Source organism: Azospirillum isscasi, assembly GCF_030849505.1.
Classification (GTDB): Bacteria; Pseudomonadota; Alphaproteobacteria; order Azospirillales; family Azospirillaceae; genus Azospirillum; species Azospirillum isscasi.
On sequence record NZ_JAUJFI010000030.1, the window covers coordinates 22,323 to 42,915 of the forward strand.

Sequence of the window (20,593 nt, forward strand, 5' to 3'; positions counted from 1 at the left end):
ACCACGGTGAAGGCAAGAGTGAACCAGGGAGGCAGGGATGAGGAAGCTGAAGGCCGACGAAATGACTTGTGGTCATTGCGCCCGCACCGCCACCACGGCCGTGGTGGCGGTGCGAGGGGCCGAACCCACCCTCGCAGACCTGAAAGCCGGCAGAGTGGCCATCGGGGACGCTTGGTACGACGTCGGCAAGACGGCGTGAGATTGCCGGGGCCGGAACGGCCTGAGCATCGCCGCGCGACCAAGGCTTGACTTGCACTCCCGATGGCGGCGCAGTTATGGTGAAACATCACGGGCATGATCCGCGGACATGGGTTCAACGGCAGGCATGCGTCTCACTCGTCTCCTGACGGCTGTGTTGTTCGGTTTCCTCCTCGTCGGCTGGGGCGGCTTCGCCATGCCCGTAGCCGCCACCGCCGCTATGTCCCATCAGGTGGTCACGACGGAGGCCGATCCCGCGACCGACTGCGATACGCAGGCGGAACACCGCGAGCACGGCGGTCACCAGGATTACGATCAGGACCATTCCAAGCTCACCCATAACGGATGCTGCGTCATGGCCTGTGCCATGTCCGCCCTGGCGCCTGCCCAACTGCAAATAGCTCCAATCGAATGGGCAGCCGCTTGCTTGCAGTTCGGGGACGACACGCTTCGCGACCGGACCGTTTCACCGCTGCGCCGTCCGCCGAGACCGGTTGCCTGAAGCCGATCCGCGTGAGCAACGCGGGGTGAGGCTTCGCGAACCCGTCCCGATAGCAGGACGGGCCAACACCAGCGTCGAACCAGACCACGGCCTCTGACCAGGAACGGCTGCCGGCGAGCACCAATGGCGCTTGCCGCCCGGAGCCGCCTGCTCCAGATCACCGGCTCCGTTCCCGGGCTCGGCCCTCGTCGAATCGCTCGCTGGCTCCCATTCCATCACCTCCAGTTCCGGCCAACCACCAACTCCAGCGCCGGAAGGAGGAGCCTTCGTGGCGGTTCCGCATCGGAACCGCCACGGGATGAAGGACGTCCAAGATGCGCCTGTACAACCGTACTCTGAGCACCGTCGCCGCGCTGATGACCGGCACCACTCTCATCGCTGCGCCTGCTGCCGCTTTCGCCGCCCCCGGCGAGGCCGGACACAAGCACGACACCGCCGCCATCGGCGAACCCGCCAAAGCGACCGCCAAGACGCGCACCATCCAGATCACGATGGGCGACAACTACTACGAGCCGAATGCCGTCCAGGTGAAAGCGGGGGAGACGGTCCGCTTTCTCATCACGAACAAAGGCGAGTTCCTGCACGAATTCAACATCGGCACCGCCGCCATGCATGCCGCCCACCAGAAGGAAATGGCGACGATGATGGAACACGGGATGCTCACCCCGACCGGCATAAACAAGGGCATGGCGGGTATGGACCATTCCAGGATGCCGGGTATGGAAGGAGTCTCCATGAAGCATGACGACCCGAACAGCGCCCTCATCGAACCCGGCAAGATCAAAGATCTCACCTGGAAGTTCACCAAGAACACCACCCTTGAGTTTGCCTGCAACATACCTGGCCATTACGAGTCCGGAATGGTCGGCAAGGTCGACGTCCAGCGCTGAGGGGGGACGATATGCACACCGCACCTCGCGGCCTCTCCCGCCGCAATGCCCTGAAACTCGCCGGAGCGGCAGGCTTGGCAGGCATCGTCACGGCCTATCCCGGACGCCGCACCTTCGCGGCGTCCGGCCCACCCCTTGAATTGCCAGTCGAACGGACCCGCATCACCATCGACGGCGAAACCAGCAACGCCATCGCCATCGGCGGTTCGATTCCGGCGCCGACGCTCCGCTGGCGCGAGGGTGAGGAGGTGATCGTCCACGTGACCAACCGGCTGGACGAGCCCACCTCGATCCACTGGCACGGGCTGCTGATCCAGGGCGTCATGGATGGCGCTCCCGGATTCAACGGTTACCAGCCGATCATGCCGGGACAGACGTACACTTACTGCTTCAAGCTTCGGCAGGCGGGCACCTACTGGTACCACAGCCACTCCGCCTCGCAGGAACAGGAGGGCATGTACGGCGCCATCGTGATCGAACCCGCCGACCGCGACCCGGTACGGGCCGACCGCGACTACGTTGTCTTGCTCTCCGACCATACCCCCGAAGCGCCGGAGGCGGTGCTACGCAAGCTCAAGGTCAGCGAAGGGTACTACAACAACGGCAAGCGCACCCTGGTGGATTTCTTCCGGGATGCTGGGCGCGATGGCCTCGGCTCCGCCATGCGCGACCGGCTCGATTGGGGCAAGATGCGGATGGACGCGACCGATCTCGCCGATGTGACCGGCTACCGATTCCTCGTCAACGGCAAAGGGTCCCGGGACAACTGGACGGCGCTCTACAAACCAGGGGAACGCATACGGTTGCGGATCATCAACGGCTCGGCGATGACGATCTTCGACGTCCGCATCCCTGGCCTTTCGATGACGGTCGTGGCCGCCGATGGCCAGAATGTGGTGCCGGTGAAGGTGGATGAGTTCCGCTTCGGCGTCGGCGAGACCTACGACGTCATCGTCATGCCCACCGAGGACAAGCCCTTCACGTTCTTCGCCGAGCCAATCGACCGTACTGGCTTTGCCAGGGCCACGATCGCGACCCGTCAGGGGATGGAGGGCGAAATCCCGGAACGGCGCCCGCGGGCCGTACTGACCATGGCCGACATGGGCATGACCCATGGCATGGACCACGACCCTATGGCCGGGATGGACCACGACCCTATGGCCGGGATGGACCATGGTTCGATGCAGGGCATGGACCACAGCTCCATGCCAGGGATGAACCACGGCAGCATGCCCGGAATGAACCAGAACTCGATGCAGGGCATGGATCACAGTTCTATGGCCGGCATGGACCACGGCAACATGCCTGGGATGGAGCACGGCTCGACGGCAAGCCAGAATCAAGCGGTCGGGTGGGCCGACGCCGGTACGCCGCCGGATGCCAAGGCGCTCTCCTACGCCGATCTGAAGTCCTTCAGGGCCAGGGAGCCGCGAGCGCCAACCCATGAGATCGAGATCCAACTGACGGGCATGATGTCCCGGTACATCTGGACTCTGAACGGTGAGAAGTTCGATGAGGGCGCACCCATCCGCGTCGCCTATGGTGATCGTATCCGCATCAAGTTCGTCAACACGACCATGATGGCTCACCCCATGCACCTGCACGGGATGTTCGTGGAGCTCGAGAACGGCCAGACGGACCGGATGCCGAAAAAGCATGTCGTCCTCGTACCGCCGGGACAGGTCACCTCGGTGCAACTGACTGCGGATGAACCCGGCGAGTGGCCGTTCCACTGCCATCTCCTCTACCACATGGCCTCCGGCATGATGACGCGCTTCATCGTCGAGCCGAGGACCGCGAGCCTCTGACCTGGGAGCAAGACATGCGAACGACAATGACGAGCCCGGGAAGGGCCGCGCTCACGGCCGTAGCCATGGTCCTGGTGCTCTCGACGGGAGCCGCACGGGCCGCAGACGAACCCCGGCTGGACCACCAGTCCGAACGGTTTCACGAGGAGCCGCCAATCCTTGGAACGCTCCTGGTCGACCGCCTGGAGCACCGCTGGCGTGATGGTCAGAACTCGGTGGACTGGGATATCCAAGGCTGGATCGGCGGCGACACCAACAAGCTCTGGTTCAATTCCGAAGGCAGCAAGGTGGTCGATGGGAAGCTGGAGAGAGCCGAGCTCCAGCTTCTTTATAGCCGCATGGTGTCGGAATTCTGGGACGTCCAGGTCGGCGTGCGACACGACCTGCGGCCGGAACCGCAGACGACCTACGGCGTGCTCGGGTTCCAGGGGTTGGCGCCATACTTCTTCGATGTGACCGCCCAGCTTTTCGTCAGCGAGGACGGTGACCTCAGCGCCCGCATAGAGGCGGAATCTGACCTGTTCATCACGCAGAAGCTGGTCCTCCAGCCCTTCGCCGAGATGAACGCTTCAGCACATCGGGTGTCGGCCCTTCATGTCGGCCAGGGCATCAACGACGTCGAACTCGGTCTACGGCTGCGCTACGAGGTCACCAAGGAATTCGCTCCCTACGTTGGCGTGAACTGGGAACGCAAGCTGGGCGAGACCGCCAACATAGCCCGTGATCACGGCGAGGATCCAAACGACTTGGCCTTCGTCGCCGGTGTCCGGTTCTGGTTCTAACTCACCGGGCCGGCCGTACGAACGGCCGGCCCGTTTCAAACAGCGCCAAAGGTCATCCAGATCAAGCTAATGGACTGCGCCAACACGTTCATACCACTTGGCTTCGAGTGATGTCGGCTTCCAAGCCCCCGAAGCAACAGACAAAAGGATGCAAAATATGTCTTATGGAAGATTTGCAGTCATTCTATCGATAAATCTCATTGTTATGTTCATTCTAACAATGGCGTTTATAGAAAAATTTGATCATTTCTACACAAATATTAGCAATTTTTATATGGCTTTATTGATGCTTGCTCCCATGGCGATGCTCATGCTGGCTCTCATGGGCGGGATGCTTCCAGACAAGAAAGTGAACATTACATTGCTGGTTGGTTTTGGGCTTCTGTTCGTCGCCACCCTCTGGCTCGGCCGCACCGAAGCCTTCATTGGAAACGAGCAGTTTTTAAAGGCGATGATCCCACATCACTCACGGGCTATCCTGGTCTGCAAGCAGGCATCAATCACAGATCCTGAAATCGTTCAGTTGTGCGGACAGATCATTGAATCTCAGCAACAGGAAATTGAACAGATGCAGAACATCCTAAAACACTACTAAATGTCATTCATCCAAATAATTCCTAATATTCTTTCTAAATCCTAGGCTGAGCAAAATGCTCTGGGTCAATTTCTACGATTAAAATCGTTCGCCCTCAGTTCATTGCGCAACAGCAGCAGCACCGGCTCTCCGGCATCCAGGGTGATGACCGGCGCCCGGTCGAGCAGGTCCTTGGCCGCCTTGTCGAGCGGGCGGTCGATGCTGTGTCCGAGGATGCCGCCGATCAGGCTGCCGCCCCCAGTCAGCGCCGCCGCCGCAACGTCCACCGCCGCGCTGGCGGCGATCAGCAAGCCGGTCTGGAGCCACGGCACCTGCACCGAGCCGGCCAGCCCCGCCGCACCGGTGATGTCCGAGCCAATGGCGGCGACGCGCACCGTGTCGTTGCGCGGCCAGGGCCGGGTGATCACCGGGTTGGCCACCTCGATGCGCGTCTGCCCTTTGGTGACGCCGCTGCCCACGTCCAGCGTCACCACCGAGCCGGCCGGCACCGCCAAGCAGGCGAAGCCGGCGTCCCAGACGTCCTGCGTCACCCGCGCGGTGACGATCCCGCCGCGCTCGGTCACCACCCGGTTCACCGTCAGCAGGGGGATCGGCGTGCCCGGCGGCACGAGGCAGTCGGACCCGGCGGCGGCGAAGTCCGACGCTCCGGCCTGGGCCGTACCCTTGTCCTCCTCCTTGCGGCTCCAGCCGCCGACGCCGGCCTCCATCGCCTTCTTGCGCAACTCGTCCTCCTTCGGGACCGCCTTGGCCTGCGGCCGGGGCGGCGGCGGGGCCGGCTCCCTCTTCTCGATGCGAGGAGCCGGTGGCGGGGTCGGCGCCGGCCGGGGCGCCATGTCCTCGTAGCTGGGCAACCGCGACTCGGGCAGGGTCGGGCCGAGGGCGGCGGACAGCTTCGGCAGGCCGCCCGTCCCCTGGCTGCGCCCCAGCATGTAGGCGACCAGTCCCAGGCCGATCACGACGCCCACCACGAGCAAGATGCGGACGACGTGCGGACCGGAGGTGATCACCCGGTGGCGGGCCAGCGGATCGGGCGGCAGCGGCGGCGGGGTGTCGTTGGTTGCGGTCACGGGCGGGTCCTCCGGATGTGCACCTCCTGCGCGCCGATCGCCAGCAGCAGGTGGTCGTGGATGCCGGCGACGCGGTAGGTAGCGTTCATCCGGCCGTACTGGACGGGGATACGGGTGCCGTCGGCGCCGATGCGCCAGAGGACCGGCGCCCCGTAGGCGCCGAGCGCGCCGGGGGTGAAGTTGATCACCGTCACCTCGCCGTCGTCGCACACCGGCGGCTGGCCGTCGGGGGTCGGCACCGGCCGCCACTCCGGCGTGTCTCCCTCCAGCGTGTAGGCGCAGCGGCGGTCCCGGTAGGCCAGTTCGGTGGTGCGGTCGCGCTGGTCGCCCGCGGCGGTGGTGGGAAGGACAGCCGCCTGACCGTTCAGGGTGGCGAGATAGTCCTCGGGGTAGCGCCAGCGTACTTCGACGTGGTGGACACGGCGGTGGGTCTCGACGTTGAGGTCGTATTTCCGCTCGCTGGTGAAGAGGGAGATCTGCTGGTTGAGGCCGGCGCGGCGCGGCATGAAGGCGATGCATTCGGTGCGCTGCGGCCCCTTGCCGAAACTGTAGGGCTGGTGGGGGATCCACACCTGGGCGCCTGGCGCCACGATGTCGCGTACCACTTCGCCCGGCTTCAGACAGACCAGCGTCTGGTTCCCCTCGGCCATGTAGACGAGGTATTGCAGGTCGGGCTGGTACCAATATTCGCAGCTCTTGCCCTTGAAGCAGGTCAGACTCGGCAGGTCGAGGGCGGCCTCGTTGGCCTGCCCGACCCAGCTGCGGGTCTGCGCCCGCGACGGCCGCGGTCCGGCCTTCTCCTTCGGCTCCCGCTCCATCGCCGTCGGCGGGATGTGCAGGTCGGCCAGGGTGTAGGGGCGTTGCGGGGGGACGGGGCCGGCGATTGGTGCCGAGGGCGGCTCGATGGCGCAGGCGGCGAGCAGCGGCAGCGCCAGCAGGGAAACGGGGAGTCTCATGGCTGGGGCTCCATCGTTTCGGACGGGGGAATGGGGTGGGCCTTGGCCGGTTCCTTGGCCTCGGCCTTCAGCGGGGTGCCGCTGGGCTCGGAGAAGCCGGAGATCGAGACGCCGTCGAGCGCACCGTCGCGCGAGGGGCCGTCCACGGTGACCACGGCGGCGCTCATCAGCATCTTCGAGCGCGGCTTGAAGTCCCGGTACACCGTCTCGGTCCACACCACGTAGAAGGCCGAGGTGCCGGTCTTGGAGTCGGCCTCGCGCTCCTGGACGCGGATGTCGGCGACGTCGCGGGTCCAGCCCTCGGCCGGAGCGAGGTCGGCCGCCAGCAGGGCGTCCCATTTGCGCTCGGCGTCGCCGATCAATCGGGCACGGGCGGCGGCGCGGTCCTTGGCAAGCATCACCGGGTCGGTACCGATCTGCCGCTGCCAGCGGACGAACCACTGGACGGCGTTGATCCGGGCGCCCTTGGTCACGGTGATGGTGTTGTCCAGCAGCACGAGGCGCTGGTGGCCGTCCATCGCCTGCTCGACGCGGTAGACCGGCTTGTACTTGGCAATCTCCACCAGCAGGCCCGCGATGCGCAGGTTGTCCCAGGTCATCAGGGAGCCCCAGGACAGGCCGAGCACGGCCAGGGCGAAGGTCCAGCGCTTCAGCCGCAGCGCCTTGGCCTCGCGGCTGGCGCGGTAGGTCATGGCGGCGAGGTACTTCGCGCTGTCCGGCACGGCGGCCGGCGGCGGGTCGTAGACGTTGACGACGCGCTCCTTCATGACGGATCAGTCTCCCTTGTCGCCGGCCGGACGGTCCAGGCCGGATGGTTTGCCCGGCGGGTCCTGCGGCCGTTCGGTGGCGTTGGAGGCGGAGCGGCGCAGCCACGACTCTTCTCCGCCCCAGCGTTCGATGAGCCGGCTGGCCTGCCCGCGGGTGAGATTGGGATCGACAGTGCGGCCGGCGGAGAGCCGGTCGAGCTCGCCGCGCTGGGCGTCGGTCATCGGCTTGTCCCAGCCGCCACCGGAACGGGACGCACCCCCCTGCCCTTTTCCGCCAAAACGGCCGGCCGGATACTGCCGGCCAGTCCCGCCGGAACCGCCCGCCGAGCCAGTGCCGGCACCGGGCATGGTGCCGATCGAGCCGGTAGCGCCACCGGCGACGGTGCGCAGCAGGCCGAGGGCCGAGACACCACCCGCGGCCAAACTGCCGGCGGCACCGGAGGATGCCGCGGCACCACCGACCACGCTGCGGGCGCCGAGCCAGCCGGCGGTCCACAGGGCGGCCAGCGCCGTCATGCCGTCCATCACCGGGCCGCCGTTGACCAGGCCGGCGGCGGCGCGCGGCGCCTTGATCGCCAGCACGAAGATGGCGGCAGCCAGCACCGCCACCCCGAAGGCCTGGGCCAGCGTCGGCGTGCCCTGGAAGGTCAGCGCCAGCAGCGTGGCGCTGCACATGGCGATGACGCAGCCGAGCACCAGCAGCTTCAGGGCCGAGGCCGCAATGTAGCCGATGGCGCGCTCGGCGACGAAGCTGGTGGGGCCGAGCACGGCGAAGGGGATGGCGAGATAGGCGGCGAGCGACAGCAGCCGGTATTCCAGGAAGGCGAGGAACACCTGGATCGCCAGGATGCAGAAGCTGACGATCACCACCAGGGCGGCCAGCAGGAAGATGACGATCTCGACAAAGTTCAGGAAGAAATCGACCGGCCCCAGCATCTCCTTGACGCGCTGCATCAGCGGGATGACCGCCTGGATGCCAAGGTGGGCGATGTAGCCGGGGTCGTCGAGGGAGAAGCCACCGCCGGGGCCGAGGTTGAGCCCCTGCTGGGCGGCGGCCTGCATCAGCGCGGCGGAGCCGGCGGGAAACCACTCGACCAGGGCGCCGATGGCGGCGAACTTCAGCAACATGCGCAGGAAGGGGCCATGCACCGCCGCCTTGCCCTCAAACACCCAGAGCAGCAACGCCAGGGTGTAGGACAGCATCATGAGCAGGCGCAGCGCGGTCTGCACGTCCGGCCCGAGCAGGCCGAGCCCGGTGATGACGGCGGCGGTGAGCTGGTGCAGGGCGGTCGACAGGCCGCTGACGTCCATGGCCGGTCACTCCCGCACAGGATCGGCCGGCACCGGTGTCTGGTAGCGGCCGATGCCCTTCCAGGCCGGGTTGCTGCGCTCCAGCCGCTCCAGCGCGGACGCGCCGTCGTCGGAGCGAGCGTAGAGCGTCAGGGCCACGGCGCTGGCGATGCTGACCAGCAGCATCACGCCCAGCGCGATCAGAATCGAGCGTGCGGTCATGATTCAGCTCCCCGGTGCGCCATAGGTGTCGAGGCCCTGCCAATTGATGCGGGTGTGCTGGCGGGCGCGCTCGACGGCGGCCTGCTCGTAGTCGAGCTGGGCTTCTGCCGCCCGGTGGTGGGCCGCCTGCATCATCAGCAGCTGGCCGGCGACCTCGGCGTTGAGCAACGTCGCCTGGGTGCCGGCGTCGATGGCGCAGGTCTGGCCATCGCAGTCCTTCAGCGCCGCCATCAGCGCCTGGGCGCGCGCCGGGTAGCCCTCGATACCGGTCATGACGTCGGCCGAGACCAGCTTGCTGGCCCGGCTGGCGTCGCGGGCGAGCCGCGCCTGCTCGGCCTGGTGTTCGGCGAGCGTCGCGGCGGTCATCCCCTCTGGCAGGGCGTCGGGGTAGAGGTCGGCGAACTGTTGGCCGACGCCGTCGAGGCTCCACAGCACCCGGTCCACCAGGCCGGCGGCACGGCGGGCGTCGCCGAGCCGGACGGCCACCGCGACGCGGGTGTCGAGATCCGACAGGGACCGCATACGGATCATGTTGTCGATCTGGGTCAGCATGTGCGCGGTCTGGGCGATGATCTCGACCTCCTGGCGCTGAACCATGCCCTCGACGATCAGGGGCTCGCTCTCCATGATCGGGCAGCCGAGCGCCTGGGAGCCGCCGCTCCCCGTCAGGCTGGAGCCGGCCCCCATGGCGGCCCCGGCGGCGCCACCGGTGACGTAGCCGACGGCGACGGACAGCGCGGTGCCGAACAGCCCGTCGCCCCCGTCGGAGAAGCAGCCGCCTCCGCCACCACCGCCGAAGAAGCTGTTGAGCAGCCCGCCCAGGAAGGCGTGGGCCGGGGGCGGCGAACCGATGGTGACGGCGAGAACCACGGCCATGGCCGTGGACGTGCGCATCCAGCGGGTGTTCATAATGGTCCTCCTTCATGAGGTGTCTCCAGGGTGTCGGCAGTGTCCTTCAGGCCGTTGCGGCGCAGCCATTCCGCGGCGAAACGCTGCGGCCCGACGTCGGCCCTCAGCTCGAAAGCCCGGCGCTTGTGGGCGGCCCCGCCGCAGCCGCAGACGGCGAGTGCGGCCGGATCGAGGGTCAGCTGGCCGAGCCGGCTGCCCTCGGGGGTCTTGAAGAAGATGTCGCGGCGCGGCATGGCGCGGGCGACCTGGCCGGCCTGGGTGGCGTTCAGCCCCCAGTCGCGCAGGATGCTCCGCTTGGCGGCGTTGGGGTTGGCGAGCAGCACCAGGACCTGGATGGTCTTCAGCATCGCCGCGATGGCCGAGCCCTCGATGTCGTCGAGCTGGTGGGTGGCCAGCACCAGGGCGACGTTCTTCTTCGGCCCGCGCCGGCGCAGCTCGTCCAGTTCGGCCGGCTGGTGCTTCAAGGCCTTGAACGCCTCGTCCACCAGGAACAGGGTCGGCCGGCCATCCTCGAACAGGCGATAGAAGCGGCGGAACAGCGCCTTGATCACCGGTGCCGCACCCGGCCCACGGTCGATCAGCGCGCCGATGTCCACAGTGGTCCAGGCGGAGCCGAGGAAGCGGTCCTCCACCGCATCGACGAGGTCGCCGTAGGGACCGCCGCGACAGTACGGCTCCAGCGCGATGCGGACGATGTTGTCCTGCACCAGATGGGCGAGGTGCGACAGCGTGCGTTCGGATGGTGGCGAGACGGCCAGCAGGTGCAGGGCGGCGTCCACTGCGTCGCCGGCCTCGGCCGACGAAAGGTTCCCCGGTCCCAACACGCCCTGAAGGCGCAGCAGGTCCATGACGAAGCCATGACCCCAGGCGAAGCCGTTGGGGGTGTCGACGTCGGCCAGCGGCTGCAAGGCGAGGTCGCCCAGCACCGCGTCGCCGGAGCCCATCGAGAGGAACTCGCCGCCGGCCGCCCAGGTCGCCACCAGCGACGTGCTCTCCGTGGCATCGACGTCGATCCACACCACGCGCCCGTTCGGCACCCGAGCGAGGAACTGGTGCCCCATGAAGGCGAGCACGGTGGACTTGCCGGTGCGCGGCGGGCCGATCACCAGTGCCGCCCCATCCTGCCCTTGGTGGATGTCGAGCATCAGCGGCGTGCCACCCTCGGCTTCCAACTGCATGAGGGGATCGCACTTGAGGTACGGGTTGCGCTCCGGCCCGCCCCAGGCCGACGACAGGATGAGGAAGTCGGCGAGCTGGACCTGGGTCAGCGGCACCTTGCGCGGGTTCGGGCGGACATGGCCGGGCAGCGTGCCGTACCACGCCCGCTCGGCGCCCCAGGTCTCCTCGATGATGGAGAAGCCCAGCGTGCGCAGCGCCTTGACCAGTTCGTCACGGCGTTCCTCCACCTCCTCTACCGAACGGCCCCACAGCACGGCGGTCGGCGTCATCCAGCCGGAACTGGTGCCGGCCTGCTCGGCCTCCAGGCGTGCCGCCTCGGCCTCCAGCGCTTCCATGACGCCGACCGGGTCGTGGCGCAGGGCGGTGAAGCCGCCGACGGCGCGCAGCAGAACGGAGCGCCAGTCGTAGGAGGTGTCGTCGTGCTTGCGCCACAGCGCGGCGAAGACACCGCGCGCCTGGACGTGGTCCATCGCCTCGAAGCGCACCGACCAGCGGAACTCGAAGGGCAGCTTGTCCAGCACGTTGAGCAAGCCGGGGTGGCTGACCTTGGGGTAACCGCCGATCCCGATCAGGCGGACCGGCCATTCGGTCCCGCCGTTGCTCCAGGCCGGGAACGAGCCGGGCTTGAAGCCGACGTCCACGAGGTTGGCCTTGATCGGAAAACCCGGAAGGTCGGGGGCTGTGACGTGGCGCTGGTACAGCGGCGAGACGCAGTTGTGCAGCAGGGTCTGCACACCGTCATCGTCCAGCATGCGCGCCCACCCCACCGCGCGGCCGAGCAGGGACGCGAACTGGAGCACCAGTTGGCGGAACGGCTCGACGTGGTCGCGCATGACGTCCGGCTTGGCGCGCTCGGGTGGGTTGCGGGTGAACCAGGACGCCACCGTGCGAGTCGTCGGCCGGGACGGCGTATACGTGATCGCCACGAAGGTGCGGGTACGAAGCTGCCGGCCGGTGTCGTCGAGGCGGTCACGCCGCTCCCGATCAATCAGCTCGGACACCGGGTGCGTTCCGGTGGAGCGCGGATAACCACCGACCTCGCGCCGCTGCATCTCGAAGTGGAAGGTCCAGCCGCCGGTGAAGGGGAACAGCACGTTGCCGGCGGCCAGCGCCGTCTGCATCCGCTCGGCCGGGTCCTGGCCGTCCTGGTCGCGCCCGCCGTACTCGACGACGGCCATCAGCACGCCGTCCTCCTCCAGCAGCACCACGCCGGGCCACACGAAGCAGTCCCAGGGCAGATGGCGGGACAGGGAGTCGAAGCCGTCGTCGAAAACGGTCAGGTCAAGCATCGTCGAATGGTCCTCGTTCCGGTCAGCGGGGAGCGCGGTAGGACGAGATCCCCAGCGAACGCCCACGGGTGCGCAGCGCCCGCAGCAGCCAGGCCGAGGCGTTCTGGCGGACGATCTCCAGCCACCAGGGATCGCGGCGGGTGAGATACCGCGCCGTCAGGAAGACGAGCAGGAACCCCGCCACCGCCTGCGGGATGGCACCCAGGGCCAGCCACAGTTCCGCGGCCAGCCAGAGGGCGATGGCCAGCAGCTCCATGGGCACGCCGAGCGGCAGCTTGGTCGGCCGCACCGAGGTGCGGCGCACCGGCTTCTCCCAGCCCTCGGGAACGGACGGCAGCGGCAGCGGGGTGTCCATGCCTCAGCCCCCCGCCAGCGCGATGATGGCGTCGCGCGCCCCGTAGGCGGCAGCCCCGGCCACGGTGAAGACGAACACCACCACCCCGGCGATGCGAGAGAACATCGCCGCGACCAGCGCCAGCAGCAGGCCGGCGGTGACGGCGATCGGCACGAAGTTGGTGTCGAACACCGCCTGCCAGGACAGCAGCTCGGCCCCGAGGTTGGCGATCACCTGCGCCCGTACCGGCCCGCTCAGGGCGGCCATCGTCAACGCCAGGGCCAATCCCCAGCGCACGTTACCGTTGCTCCGCATGCTCACCTCCACCGTCAGGCTCCCCCGCCCCCAACGGGCGGAGGACGAAGCCGTGGTCCGGGTCGAAGCGCTCGACCCGGACGATCTCGTTCACGAAGCGGCGCCCGTCGGGGCGGCGGGCGAGGTGCACCACCGCGTGCACCGCCTTGGCGATCCAGCGCATCTGCAGGGCGTCCATGGCGACGCCGCCGAGGCCGACCATCTGGGCGATGCGGTCCAGCGCGTCCCAGGCGGAGCCCGCGTGCACGGTGCACAGCCCCGGGTGCCCGGTGGTCCAGCCGACCACCATCTGCCGCGCCTCGGCCCGGCGCACCTCGCCCAGCACCAGATGCGTCATCGGCACGCGCAGCGCGTTGGCGACCAGCGTCTCCAGGGTGACCGGCGGATCGGCCCACGGGTCGGCGACCATGGCGTAGGCGTGCGGGCACGGCGGCTCGAACTCGTAGGGGTCCTGGAGCACCGCCGGCAGGCCGTCCCGGAAGGCCGGTTCCTCCAGGCAGGCGCGCAGCAGCGTGGTCTTGCCGGTGTCCACGTCGCCGGCGATCACCAGCGTGCGGCGCCCGTCGATCAGCCGGCGGATAAGCCGCGCCTGGAGTGTTGTCGCGGCGCCGGACAGCACCCAGTCGTCGAGCGTGATGCGGCCACGGTAGGGCTTGCGGATCGAGCAGGCCGGGCCGGTGGTGACCGGCTCGATGTCGGCGTGGATGCGCTCGCCGGTCTCCGGCAGGGTGACGTCGAGGGTCGGGCGGTCACGGCGCAGCTCCTTGCGCTGGAAGCCGGCGACGTAGGCGAGGAAGCGGCGGACCTGATCGGGGTCGGCCTCGCGGACGAACTCCGGCGAGGGGCCGTTCTTGACCAGCACCCGGCAGGCCCCCTGCCCGCGCAGCGGCGGCAGCACCAGGACGTTGGCGACGTCCTCGCTGGACAGCAGGTCGCCGAACAGCCCGTCCATCAGCCGGCGCAGCGCCAGCAGCAGCATCTCGCGCCGCGCCGGCTCGTCGATCACCACCAGTTCGGTCATGATGCGCCTCCCGGCCGGCGGCCGCGGCGCTTCCACTCCTCCAGGATCGCCGCCCGGGTCTCCGCCACCGCCTCGGCGTCCACCTCCAACCCGACGTTGAGCAGGGCGAGCTGGGTCACCACCATGTCCTCGATGCGCAGGATGGTGGCCTCGATCTGGTCCTCCTCAACGCGGGCGCGGGCCAGCGCCGACAGGCCGCGGTCGACCACCAGGGCGACGGCCTCGGCGAAGTGGCGCAGCCGGTGGCGCTCCTGGACGATCTCGATCTGCCGGGCCAAAGCCTCGGGGATGCGGGCGGAGATGTGGCGCAACTTGCCCGGGGTGTCAGCGTCGTGGCTCATGGTGGGGCGGTTCCCTTCACACGATGGTCTTGCGGCGGGACGGGCGGATGGAGCGCGCCGGCTTCGCGGAGACGTCCGGTCCGCCCCCCTGCCCGCCCGGGACACCGAACCAGCGGTTAGCCTCGGGCCGGGGCGTCCAGCCGCGGACCGGCGGGCCGTAGAAGGGTTTCCAGACCGGATCGGCGTAGGGATGCAGGCGGGTGGCGCGGATCGGCTTGCCGTAGCCGAAGACGATCAGGTCGTTGCCGTCCATCTCCAGCGCCGCGTGCATCGGCAGCACCGGCCGGCGGTCGACCCGCACGCCACGGCTGACTGTCGGCATCAGGTCGAGCAACCCCTTGGAGGTCGAGCGCGTCGGCACCTCCTCGATCGCCTCGCCCACCATGCGGCTGATCCGCTCGGCTTCGTCCGACGAGTTCGGCCGGAACACCACCAGCCGGCAGTTGGCGGTCAGACCCTTGCCGTAGCGCTCCTCCACCTCGCCCAGGCTCTGGGCGAGCAGCAGCAGGCGGATGCCGTATTCGCGGACGTAGCGGATCCATTCCGCGGCCTCGGGCATGCGGAACTGCAGGAACTCGTCCAGCGCCACCAGCAACCGCCAGCGCCGCGCCCGGCCGTCGTCGGCCAGTGACCGGTCGACGGTGAGGAAGTCGATCATCTGGGTGAGGATCAGGGTGAAGACCCGCCGCAACCGCCGCGCGTCCATCGGCCGGGCGACGATGTAGAGCGTCACCGGGCGCTCGCCGGCCACGAGGTCGGAAATCGAGAAGTCGCTGGCGGCGGTCTGCGCCTCCAGGACGGAGTCCTCGAACTCGGCGAGCAGCACCGAGGCGGTGACGTAGACCGACTTGCGGTAATGCAGGCTCTTGTCGACCGCCCCACCCCGCCCGCCCTTGCGGGCCGGGCCGTCCTTCTTGCCGTCCTCGTCCGGCTCAGTATCGGCGGCGACGCTCTTGTCCCACAGCTCCTGGGCGGCGCGCTGGGCGGTGGGGTGAACGCCCTCGGCCAGCATCAGCGTCAGCCCGTCGTCGCCGAGCAGGATGTGCCGACGGGCACCCGCCAGCGACTTTTCGGAATCCGCCGCGGCGGTGAGGAGGTAGACGAAGACGCCGGTGAGGTAGGAGAAGGCGGCGTTCCGCCAGTGCCCCTCCTTCTCGCCCTCGGTGAGGATGCGGGCGGCGTGCTGGCAGTCCGGCACCAGATGCGGGCCGGGGCGCACCGCCATCAGCGGGTTGTAGCGAGGACCGCCGGGCCGGGCGAGGTCGAGCACGACGACGTCGCCGAAGCGCTCGCGCGCCGCGCCGCTGTCGCCGGCCATGGCGCCCTTGAAGTCCCAGACGACGGCGCTCTCGCGCCAGCCGGCGAACAGGGTGGGCAGCACCGTGGTGGTGGTCTTGCCCGAACCGGTGGGGCCGATCACCAGCACCGGCTGCAGGGTGCGCTCACGCAGGGGCCGGCTGTTCCAGGCGCCGAGGACGATGCAGGAGTCCGTCATTGCCGCCCCCGTCACAGAAGGCCGCTGCGGCGGACGTCGGCGCCGTCGGCCCAGCGGCCGGCGCCGAAGCGGGGACCGCGGTTGCCGCGCAGGGCGAGGCCGATGCGCACCGCCAGCGCCAGGGCGGTGGCGGTGCAGACCACGACGGCGACGGTGACGATCCAACGGTGGCCGGGGGCCAGCAGGCCGCGCCAAGTCAGGAACTGGCCGGGCCAATAAAGCACCATGCCGCCGATGGGCAGCCCGCCGGAGGCGGCCGGCCAGCCGAACAGCCAGCCGACCAATTCGGTGACGATCGCCACCGACAGCAGCCACGCAACACAGCAACCAAGCAGGGTGAGAAGGAGGGGCCGCGTCACAGCTCGCGCCCTCCGAGATCGTCCAGGCCGTCGCGCCCGATCTCACGGCCGCGTTCCTCACGCAGACGCTGCATGTCGATGAGCTGGCGCTCGTAAGCCTGCCGCTCGCGCTCGTCCATCCAGCCCAGCGTCCGGGTGGTGACCTCCACCGCGTCGTGCCGGAACCAGTGGGTGACGACATCGCGTTCGAAGTACAGGTCGCGGTCGTCCTGGACGCCGCGGATCATCACGTGCAGGTGCTGGTTGCCGTCGGGGTGCGCCATGTCGGGCTTGCGCTCGACCGCCGCCACCCATTCGAGTTCCCCGACCCGCCGCTCCCAGGCGGTCATGACCTCGCGGCCGTAGGCGACCATGTCGTCGATGCGGTGGCCGTCGTTCGGACTGACGATGACGTGGAAGACGCGGCGGTCGTCCGACCAGGCGGCGGCCACCTCGCCCTTGTCGATGCCGAGCCGGTCGCGGTCGAACAGCGGGCCGTCCTTGGCGAGGTAGTTGGCCAGCACGGCGACCGAGTTGGGGAAGGCGCCGCGGGCGCGGTCGTGGTAGAGCAGCTTGACGTTGACCGGACGGGCGTAGGCGTTCGGGCTGGCCGGCGCGGCCCGCACCCGAACCCGGCGCTCGGAGCGGCGGACATAGCCGCGGGCCAGCGCCCGGCCACGGTCGGCAAGCGCCTTCATCCGGGCCTTGAAGCCGTCGTCGGCCGAGAGGCCGTCGAAGATGGACCCGCGCCACCGCATGCCTGCGCTCCTCCGCGAACCAGGACCGGCCCCACGGCCGGCCGGAAGACAAAACCGGATCGACGATGCAGCGAAAACCACTATCTTAACAGAATTCAAAGGGATTATCGGGACTTTGACGGACATGTTCGCCAATGTTCGCCTCCGATAGCGCGTACACAGGAAAATCTTATGGAAATCAACGACCACGAACGACGGCGAACCGCGCCTTTATCTTGCTGGCTGTTAATTTCTCTTCTTCCATACCCCCTCACAGAAACCCGCATAAGCTTGGACATCCCGTCCGATTTCCTGTCTTTGCACGCCGTAGTGCGATCGGCTTCGCGCCAGGGCAAAGCCGACCGCCGCCTTGCCCGATCAGCCCGCCACCGGGACCGATCCGAGGCCGAAGACCTCGGAGACGAGGCCGCGGACGTCGGCCTCGGCCCGCCCGGCCATCTCCAGCTCCGGCACCAGCAGCCCGGTGTTCCGGCTCGTCGCAAAGGCCAGCCGCTGCCGCACCACCACCGCCGACACTGGCAGGCGCAGCCCCAGCACCCCCGCCTCGGTGCCCGGCTCCACCAGCACCCCCTCCGGTGCCCGGGTCAGCACCAGCGACGCGCTGAGCATCGGCTCAGCCGCCAGCGCCTCGACGACCAGCTGCATGGTGGCGGCACAGCGCTGGATCGCAGACCGGTCCGGCGGCGTCGGCACCAGCACGGTCTCCGCCGCCAGCAGGGCCGCCCGCACCGCTGCCGACGAACGCGCCGGGGTGTCGATGACCACGTGGTCGAAGCTGGTGCCCAGCCCCCACAGCCCGCAGCGCAACTGGGCGCTGGTGATCGTGACGGTGTCGAACAGGGCCGGCAGCTCGTTGCGCCGCCGCATCCCCGCCCACTCCCGCACGCCCGAGGCGCCATCGACGTCGAGCAGCGCCACCCGCTTGCCCTGGAGTGCCAACTCGCCGGCCAGGTTGACCGCCAGCGTGGTGCGACCCACCCCCGGCGTCAGGTTGACCAGGGCGGCGATCATGCCCCCTCCTCCCCGGCGAAGCGGGTTTCCAGCAGCTCGCGCAGCAGCGCCGCCATGGTGACACCCCGGCGGAAGGCGGCGATCCTGATCCGCCCGCGCAGCTCCGGCGTGACGTCCACCGTCAGCCGCGCGGTGTAGACCTCCGCCTTGGCCGGCCCGCCCTCGCCCCGGCGCACCCAGGCGTCGGGCGCGCCGGGGCGGGCGCCGAAGCCGATCCGTTCCCCGCTCATGGCCCGGTCTCCAGCAGTTCGGCGGCCAGCGCCGCGATCTCACGCGCCGCCGTGGAGCCCGGTTCGCTCTCGAAGGCCAGCCGGCCGGAGCGGATGCAGCGGGCGAAAACGACGCGCTGGCCGACCGACGCCGCCATCGCCGGCGGCACCACCCCGGCCAACTCGCGGCGGGCATCCCGCAGCAGCCGGGTCCGGGCGATGCAGCGGTTGAGCAGGAAGCGGGCGGACAGGCCGGGCCGCCAGCCGCGCGCCTCGTCGAGCAGGCGCAGCAGCTCGGCCGAGGCCCAGGCGTCGAACGGGCTGGGCTGCACCGGGATCAGCACCCGCTCGGCGGTCAGGATCGCCGAGCGCGCCAGCGCCGTCACCCGCGGCGGCCCGTCGATCACCACGTGCTCGACCCCGGAGGCCAAGTCGGGCACCTCGCGGTGCAGGGTCTCGCGCGCCAGCCCGACCATGGCGAACAGCCGCGGCAACCCCTCGCGGTTGCGCTGCTCGGCCCAGTCGAGCGCCGAGCCCTGGGGATCGGCGTCGATCAGCAGGACACGATGGCCGAGCCGGGTCAGCTCGCCGGCGAGGTGGAGGGCGAGCGTCGTCTTGCCGACCCCGCCCTTCTGGTTGAGGAAGGCCACGATCATCGCGGCGTCCTCCCCGGACCGGAGGACTTATCCACAGGCGGAGGAGTCGAGGAGTCAGCCGCCAAGAGTCTGTTATTGTTTAAGTTATATAAGTTATAGGGGCGAATCGGTGAAGCGGGCCAAGGACTTGACTCCGAGTCGGGGTGGCGTTCTCCCGCGAGTCGGCATGGCGATCTCCCGATTTCCGATAGGTGTGATGTCCCGTCATCATTCACAGATTGTCCACAGGGGGCTGTGGACAGGTTCGCGGCGGTCCGCTCTCGGGAGAACAGCAAGCGTTCCTCGCCGCCGCCCCGCTCGATGGACAGCCGGTAGCCCGGCAGGCCGGACGCGGCGATGCGCCGGATGTGGCGGGCGAACTCGGCCGGGCGCACCGGGCTGCCGCTGCGGGCGTGCAGGCGGTGCAACCCGATGGCGCCACCGCCGCGCTGCCAGCCACCCATCTTGCGCACCAGCCGGTACAGCCAGCGCGCCACCCCGCCGGTCAGGGCAAAGTAGCCGGGGTCGAGCGTCAGCACGCGACGCTCGCACACCGCCGTGAACAGCCAGTCCGGCAGCGTCAGGCGGACCCCGGCCGCGGTCGGCTCCCACCCCTCCAGCCAGCGGAAGCGGGCCGGGCCCTCCGGCCCAGCGCGCAGCGTGGTTTCGATGCGGGTGGCCGCCAGCCGGTCGAAGGCGGCGCGCAGCAGCGCGTAATCGTGCCGGCCGACGCTGCGGCCGAGGAAGCGCAGAAGCGGATACGCCGGGGTTTCCAGATGCCGGCTGGGCGTCCGGCCGGCGTCGAGGGCTTCGGTCAGTTGGCTGGCCGCCCAGACCAGCACGTCGGCGTCCCAGAGGGTGGCGATGCCGAGGGCGCCGGCCGGCTCGACCCGGATGCGCACCGCCCCCTGCTCGAAGGCGATGGGCGTGTGGCGCGGCGATTTCGCGAGGCTGAACCACGGCCAGACCATTAGGTCGGCCACGTCGCGCACCGCGATGACGGTGCGGCGGGCGGGATGGGAAGCGTTCTCCATGGCCGCCTCCCCTCAGCGGCGGGCCGGCCGCACGGCGCCGGCGCCGGGGTCGGAGGTGGAGGTGCGCAGGCCCCGGTCGGCCCAGGCCTTCAGATCGTCGAGCGCGTAGACCACGCGCCCGCCGATCTTGCGATAGCGCGGGCCGGTGCCGTAGACGCGGTGCTTCTCCAGCGTCCGGCCGGACAGGCCGAGGAAGCGTCCGGCCTCGGCCGTGCGCAGGAAGCGGTGCGGCAGGTCGTCGGCGGTGTCGTGCATGGTCGAGCCTCCGTGTTCCGGAGCGCGCCGCCGGGAACGGCGGGGCGCGATGGCGGAAGGCTCGCGGAAACACAAAAGCGCCGGGGAGGGGAAAGACCGGCGGGGCCGGAGTCCCCCGGCCCCTCCCCGCGGCGGTTTACCGCTGGCCGCGCCCGAGGCGGCTGGCCAGCAGGTCGCGGTAGCCGCCGGCCATCAGCCGCCGGCCCCGGCGGACCAGGTAGCGGACCTGGTCGCGCAGGGGGCTGGAGCGGAACCAGTCAGCCGCCACCCGCTTTGGACCGAACACCGCCTCGGCGGTGTCGCGCAGGCTGGCGCCGGCCAGGGCGGCGTCGAGCGCCTGCAGGGCGTGGCGCAGCAGGCTGGCCTGATAGGGCGTCAGCTCGGGCGGCGGCG

At 69.2% G+C, this 20,593-nt stretch carries 26 protein-coding genes; 5 read left to right on the plus strand and 21 right to left on the minus strand.

The window, feature by feature from the left end:
- Nucleotides 1–37 precede the first annotated feature (37 nt).
- Nucleotides 38–199, plus strand: coding sequence for a hypothetical protein (locus QSG27_RS08765; RefSeq protein ID WP_306705199.1), 162 nt, complete (start codon nt 38–40; stop codon nt 197–199).
- A gap of 114 nt (nt 200–313) precedes the next feature.
- Here QSG27_RS08765 and QSG27_RS08770 read toward each other — a convergent pair whose 3' ends face one another.
- Nucleotides 314–523: a hypothetical protein gene (locus QSG27_RS08770; RefSeq protein WP_306705201.1), complete on the minus strand. Its 210-nt coding sequence runs from the start codon at nt 521–523 to the stop codon at nt 314–316.
- Nucleotides 524–1,014: 491 nt separating this feature from the next.
- On the opposite strand from QSG27_RS08770, the gene QSG27_RS08775 reads away from it, so the two are divergent.
- The 4 genes from QSG27_RS08775 to QSG27_RS08790 all read left to right on the plus strand — a co-directional run bounded on the left by QSG27_RS08775 (nt 1,015) and on the right by QSG27_RS08790 (nt 4,775).
- Nucleotides 1,015–1,590 carry a cupredoxin domain-containing protein gene (locus tag QSG27_RS08775; RefSeq protein WP_306705203.1) on the plus strand — a complete coding sequence of 192 codons (576 nt, stop codon included), beginning with the start codon at nt 1,015–1,017 and terminating at the stop codon, nt 1,588–1,590.
- A gap of 11 nt (nt 1,591–1,601) precedes the next feature.
- Complete coding sequence (locus QSG27_RS08780) at nt 1,602–3,398, plus strand: copper resistance system multicopper oxidase (protein ID WP_306705205.1); 1,797 nt, start codon at nt 1,602–1,604, stop codon at nt 3,396–3,398.
- A gap of 65 nt (nt 3,399–3,463) precedes the next feature.
- The gene (locus QSG27_RS08785; RefSeq protein ID WP_306705207.1) at nt 3,464–4,180 is read left to right on the plus strand and encodes a copper resistance protein B; all 717 of its coding nucleotides are present in this window, start codon (nt 3,464–3,466) and stop codon (nt 4,178–4,180) included.
- Between the two features lie 97 nt (nt 4,181–4,277).
- Complete coding sequence (locus QSG27_RS08790) at nt 4,278–4,775, plus strand: DUF305 domain-containing protein (protein WP_306705209.1); 498 nt, start codon at nt 4,278–4,280, stop codon at nt 4,773–4,775.
- A gap of 65 nt (nt 4,776–4,840) precedes the next feature.
- On the opposite strand, the gene QSG27_RS08795 is transcribed toward QSG27_RS08790, so the two are convergent.
- The 20 genes from QSG27_RS08795 to QSG27_RS08890 form a co-directional block, all read right to left on the minus strand.
- Nucleotides 4,841–5,842, minus strand: a complete 1,002-nt coding sequence (locus QSG27_RS08795; protein ID WP_306705211.1) for a TrbI/VirB10 family protein — start codon at nt 5,840–5,842, stop codon at nt 4,841–4,843.
- The gene (locus tag QSG27_RS08800; protein ID WP_306705213.1) at nt 5,839–6,798 is read right to left on the minus strand and encodes a TrbG/VirB9 family P-type conjugative transfer protein; all 960 of its coding nucleotides are present in this window, start codon (nt 6,796–6,798) and stop codon (nt 5,839–5,841) included. The genes QSG27_RS08795 and QSG27_RS08800 overlap by 4 nt, the downstream gene beginning before the upstream one ends.
- Nucleotides 6,795–7,565, minus strand: coding sequence for a hypothetical protein (locus QSG27_RS08805; RefSeq protein ID WP_306705215.1), 771 nt, complete (start codon nt 7,563–7,565; stop codon nt 6,795–6,797). Before QSG27_RS08805 ends, QSG27_RS08800 begins: the two co-directional genes overlap by 4 nt.
- Before the next feature lie 6 nt (nt 7,566–7,571).
- Entirely contained in the window at nt 7,572–8,876 is a 1,305-nt protein-coding gene (locus tag QSG27_RS08810) for a type IV secretion system protein (RefSeq protein WP_306705217.1), read from the minus strand.
- A gap of 6 nt (nt 8,877–8,882) precedes the next feature.
- Nucleotides 8,883–9,077, minus strand: coding sequence for a hypothetical protein (locus QSG27_RS08815; RefSeq protein WP_306705220.1), 195 nt, complete (start codon nt 9,075–9,077; stop codon nt 8,883–8,885).
- Nucleotides 9,078–9,080: 3 nt separating this feature from the next.
- On the minus strand, nt 9,081–9,986 hold the full coding sequence (locus QSG27_RS08820) for a hypothetical protein (protein ID WP_306705222.1): 906 nt from the start codon (nt 9,984–9,986) through the stop codon (nt 9,081–9,083).
- Entirely contained in the window at nt 9,983–12,454 is a 2,472-nt protein-coding gene (locus QSG27_RS08825; RefSeq protein ID WP_306705224.1) for a conjugal transfer protein TrbE, read from the minus strand. Before QSG27_RS08825 ends, QSG27_RS08820 begins: the two co-directional genes overlap by 4 nt.
- Nucleotides 12,455–12,476: 22 nt before the next feature.
- Nucleotides 12,477–12,809, minus strand: coding sequence for a VirB3 family type IV secretion system protein (locus QSG27_RS08830; RefSeq protein ID WP_306705226.1), 333 nt, complete (start codon nt 12,807–12,809; stop codon nt 12,477–12,479).
- Between the two features lie 3 nt (nt 12,810–12,812).
- Nucleotides 12,813–13,103, minus strand: a complete 291-nt coding sequence (locus tag QSG27_RS08835) for a hypothetical protein (RefSeq protein ID WP_306705228.1) — start codon at nt 13,101–13,103, stop codon at nt 12,813–12,815.
- Nucleotides 13,087–14,124, minus strand: a complete 1,038-nt coding sequence (locus QSG27_RS08840; RefSeq protein WP_306705230.1) for a CpaF/VirB11 family protein — start codon at nt 14,122–14,124, stop codon at nt 13,087–13,089. The genes QSG27_RS08835 and QSG27_RS08840 overlap by 17 nt, the downstream gene beginning before the upstream one ends.
- On the minus strand, nt 14,121–14,465 hold the full coding sequence (locus QSG27_RS08845; RefSeq protein WP_306705232.1) for a hypothetical protein: 345 nt from the start codon (nt 14,463–14,465) through the stop codon (nt 14,121–14,123). The genes QSG27_RS08840 and QSG27_RS08845 overlap by 4 nt, the downstream gene beginning before the upstream one ends.
- A gap of 16 nt (nt 14,466–14,481) precedes the next feature.
- On the minus strand, nt 14,482–15,960 hold the full coding sequence (locus tag QSG27_RS08850; protein WP_306705234.1) for a type IV secretory system conjugative DNA transfer family protein: 1,479 nt from the start codon (nt 15,958–15,960) through the stop codon (nt 14,482–14,484).
- A gap of 11 nt (nt 15,961–15,971) precedes the next feature.
- Entirely contained in the window at nt 15,972–16,319 is a 348-nt protein-coding gene (locus QSG27_RS08855) for a hypothetical protein (RefSeq protein ID WP_306705236.1), read from the minus strand.
- Nucleotides 16,316–17,056: a hypothetical protein gene (locus tag QSG27_RS08860; RefSeq protein WP_306705238.1), complete on the minus strand. Its 741-nt coding sequence runs from the start codon at nt 17,054–17,056 to the stop codon at nt 16,316–16,318. Before QSG27_RS08860 ends, QSG27_RS08855 begins: the two co-directional genes overlap by 4 nt.
- Nucleotides 17,057–17,413: 357 nt before the next feature.
- Complete coding sequence (locus tag QSG27_RS08865) at nt 17,414–18,067, minus strand: AAA family ATPase (protein ID WP_306705240.1); 654 nt, start codon at nt 18,065–18,067, stop codon at nt 17,414–17,416.
- A complete protein-coding gene (locus QSG27_RS08870; RefSeq protein WP_306705242.1) occupies nt 18,064–18,297 on the minus strand; it encodes a chromosome partitioning protein ParB in 234 nt (77 codons plus the stop codon). Before QSG27_RS08870 ends, QSG27_RS08865 begins: the two co-directional genes overlap by 4 nt.
- The gene (gene parA / locus QSG27_RS08875; protein WP_306705244.1) at nt 18,294–18,932 is read right to left on the minus strand and encodes a ParA family partition ATPase; all 639 of its coding nucleotides are present in this window, start codon (nt 18,930–18,932) and stop codon (nt 18,294–18,296) included. Before parA ends, QSG27_RS08870 begins: the two co-directional genes overlap by 4 nt.
- Nucleotides 18,929–19,945, minus strand: a complete 1,017-nt coding sequence (locus QSG27_RS08880; protein ID WP_306705246.1) for a replication initiator protein A — start codon at nt 19,943–19,945, stop codon at nt 18,929–18,931. The genes parA and QSG27_RS08880 overlap by 4 nt, the downstream gene beginning before the upstream one ends.
- Nucleotides 19,946–19,957: 12 nt before the next feature.
- Nucleotides 19,958–20,200, minus strand: a complete 243-nt coding sequence (locus QSG27_RS08885) for a helix-turn-helix transcriptional regulator (protein ID WP_306705248.1) — start codon at nt 20,198–20,200, stop codon at nt 19,958–19,960.
- Between the two features lie 136 nt (nt 20,201–20,336).
- The coding region (locus tag QSG27_RS08890) for a DNA -binding domain-containing protein (protein WP_306705250.1) at nt 20,337–20,593 on the minus strand (257 nt) is incomplete at its 5' end.

Excerpts from the sequence above, each read along its gene's own strand:
- QSG27_RS08820 (WP_306705222.1), bottom strand. The coding sequence starts at position 9,986 with ATGAACACCCGCTGGATGCGCACGTCCACGGCCATGGCCGTGGTTCTC.
- QSG27_RS08840 (WP_306705230.1), bottom strand. The coding sequence starts at position 14,124 with ATGACCGAACTGGTGGTGATCGACGAGCCGGCGCGGCGCGAGATGCTG.
- QSG27_RS08860 (WP_306705238.1), bottom strand. The coding sequence starts at position 17,056 with ATGCGGTGGCGCGGGTCCATCTTCGACGGCCTCTCGGCCGACGACGGC.
- QSG27_RS08850 (WP_306705234.1), bottom strand. The coding sequence starts at position 15,960 with ATGACGGACTCCTGCATCGTCCTCGGCGCCTGGAACAGCCGGCCCCTG.
- QSG27_RS08865 (WP_306705240.1), bottom strand. The coding sequence starts at position 18,067 with ATGATCGCCGCCCTGGTCAACCTGACGCCGGGGGTGGGTCGCACCACG.
- QSG27_RS08845 (WP_306705232.1), bottom strand. The coding sequence starts at position 14,465 with ATGAGCCACGACGCTGACACCCCGGGCAAGTTGCGCCACATCTCCGCC.
- QSG27_RS08800 (WP_306705213.1), bottom strand. The coding sequence starts at position 6,798 with ATGAGACTCCCCGTTTCCCTGCTGGCGCTGCCGCTGCTCGCCGCCTGC.
- QSG27_RS08770 (WP_306705201.1), bottom strand. The coding sequence starts at position 523 with ATGGTCCTGATCGTAATCCTGGTGACCGCCGTGCTCGCGGTGTTCCGC.
- QSG27_RS08885 (WP_306705248.1), bottom strand. The coding sequence starts at position 20,200 with ATGCACGACACCGCCGACGACCTGCCGCACCGCTTCCTGCGCACGGCC.
- parA (WP_306705244.1), bottom strand. The coding sequence starts at position 18,932 with ATGATCGTGGCCTTCCTCAACCAGAAGGGCGGGGTCGGCAAGACGACG.
- QSG27_RS08775 (WP_306705203.1), top strand. The coding sequence starts at position 1,015 with ATGCGCCTGTACAACCGTACTCTGAGCACCGTCGCCGCGCTGATGACC.
- QSG27_RS08805 (WP_306705215.1), bottom strand. The coding sequence starts at position 7,565 with ATGAAGGAGCGCGTCGTCAACGTCTACGACCCGCCGCCGGCCGCCGTG.
- QSG27_RS08870 (WP_306705242.1), bottom strand. The coding sequence starts at position 18,297 with ATGAGCGGGGAACGGATCGGCTTCGGCGCCCGCCCCGGCGCGCCCGAC.
- QSG27_RS08780 (WP_306705205.1), top strand. The coding sequence starts at position 1,602 with ATGCACACCGCACCTCGCGGCCTCTCCCGCCGCAATGCCCTGAAACTC.
- QSG27_RS08880 (WP_306705246.1), bottom strand. The coding sequence starts at position 19,945 with ATGGAGAACGCTTCCCATCCCGCCCGCCGCACCGTCATCGCGGTGCGC.
- QSG27_RS08835 (WP_306705228.1), bottom strand. The coding sequence starts at position 13,103 with ATGCGGAGCAACGGTAACGTGCGCTGGGGATTGGCCCTGGCGTTGACG.
- QSG27_RS08830 (WP_306705226.1), bottom strand. The coding sequence starts at position 12,809 with ATGGACACCCCGCTGCCGCTGCCGTCCGTTCCCGAGGGCTGGGAGAAG.
- QSG27_RS08765 (WP_306705199.1), top strand. The coding sequence starts at position 38 with ATGAGGAAGCTGAAGGCCGACGAAATGACTTGTGGTCATTGCGCCCGC.
- QSG27_RS08785 (WP_306705207.1), top strand. The coding sequence starts at position 3,464 with ATGGTCCTGGTGCTCTCGACGGGAGCCGCACGGGCCGCAGACGAACCC.
- QSG27_RS08815 (WP_306705220.1), bottom strand. The coding sequence starts at position 9,077 with ATGACCGCACGCTCGATTCTGATCGCGCTGGGCGTGATGCTGCTGGTC.
- QSG27_RS08810 (WP_306705217.1), bottom strand. The coding sequence starts at position 8,876 with ATGGACGTCAGCGGCCTGTCGACCGCCCTGCACCAGCTCACCGCCGCC.
- QSG27_RS08825 (WP_306705224.1), bottom strand. The coding sequence starts at position 12,454 with ATGCTTGACCTGACCGTTTTCGACGACGGCTTCGACTCCCTGTCCCGC.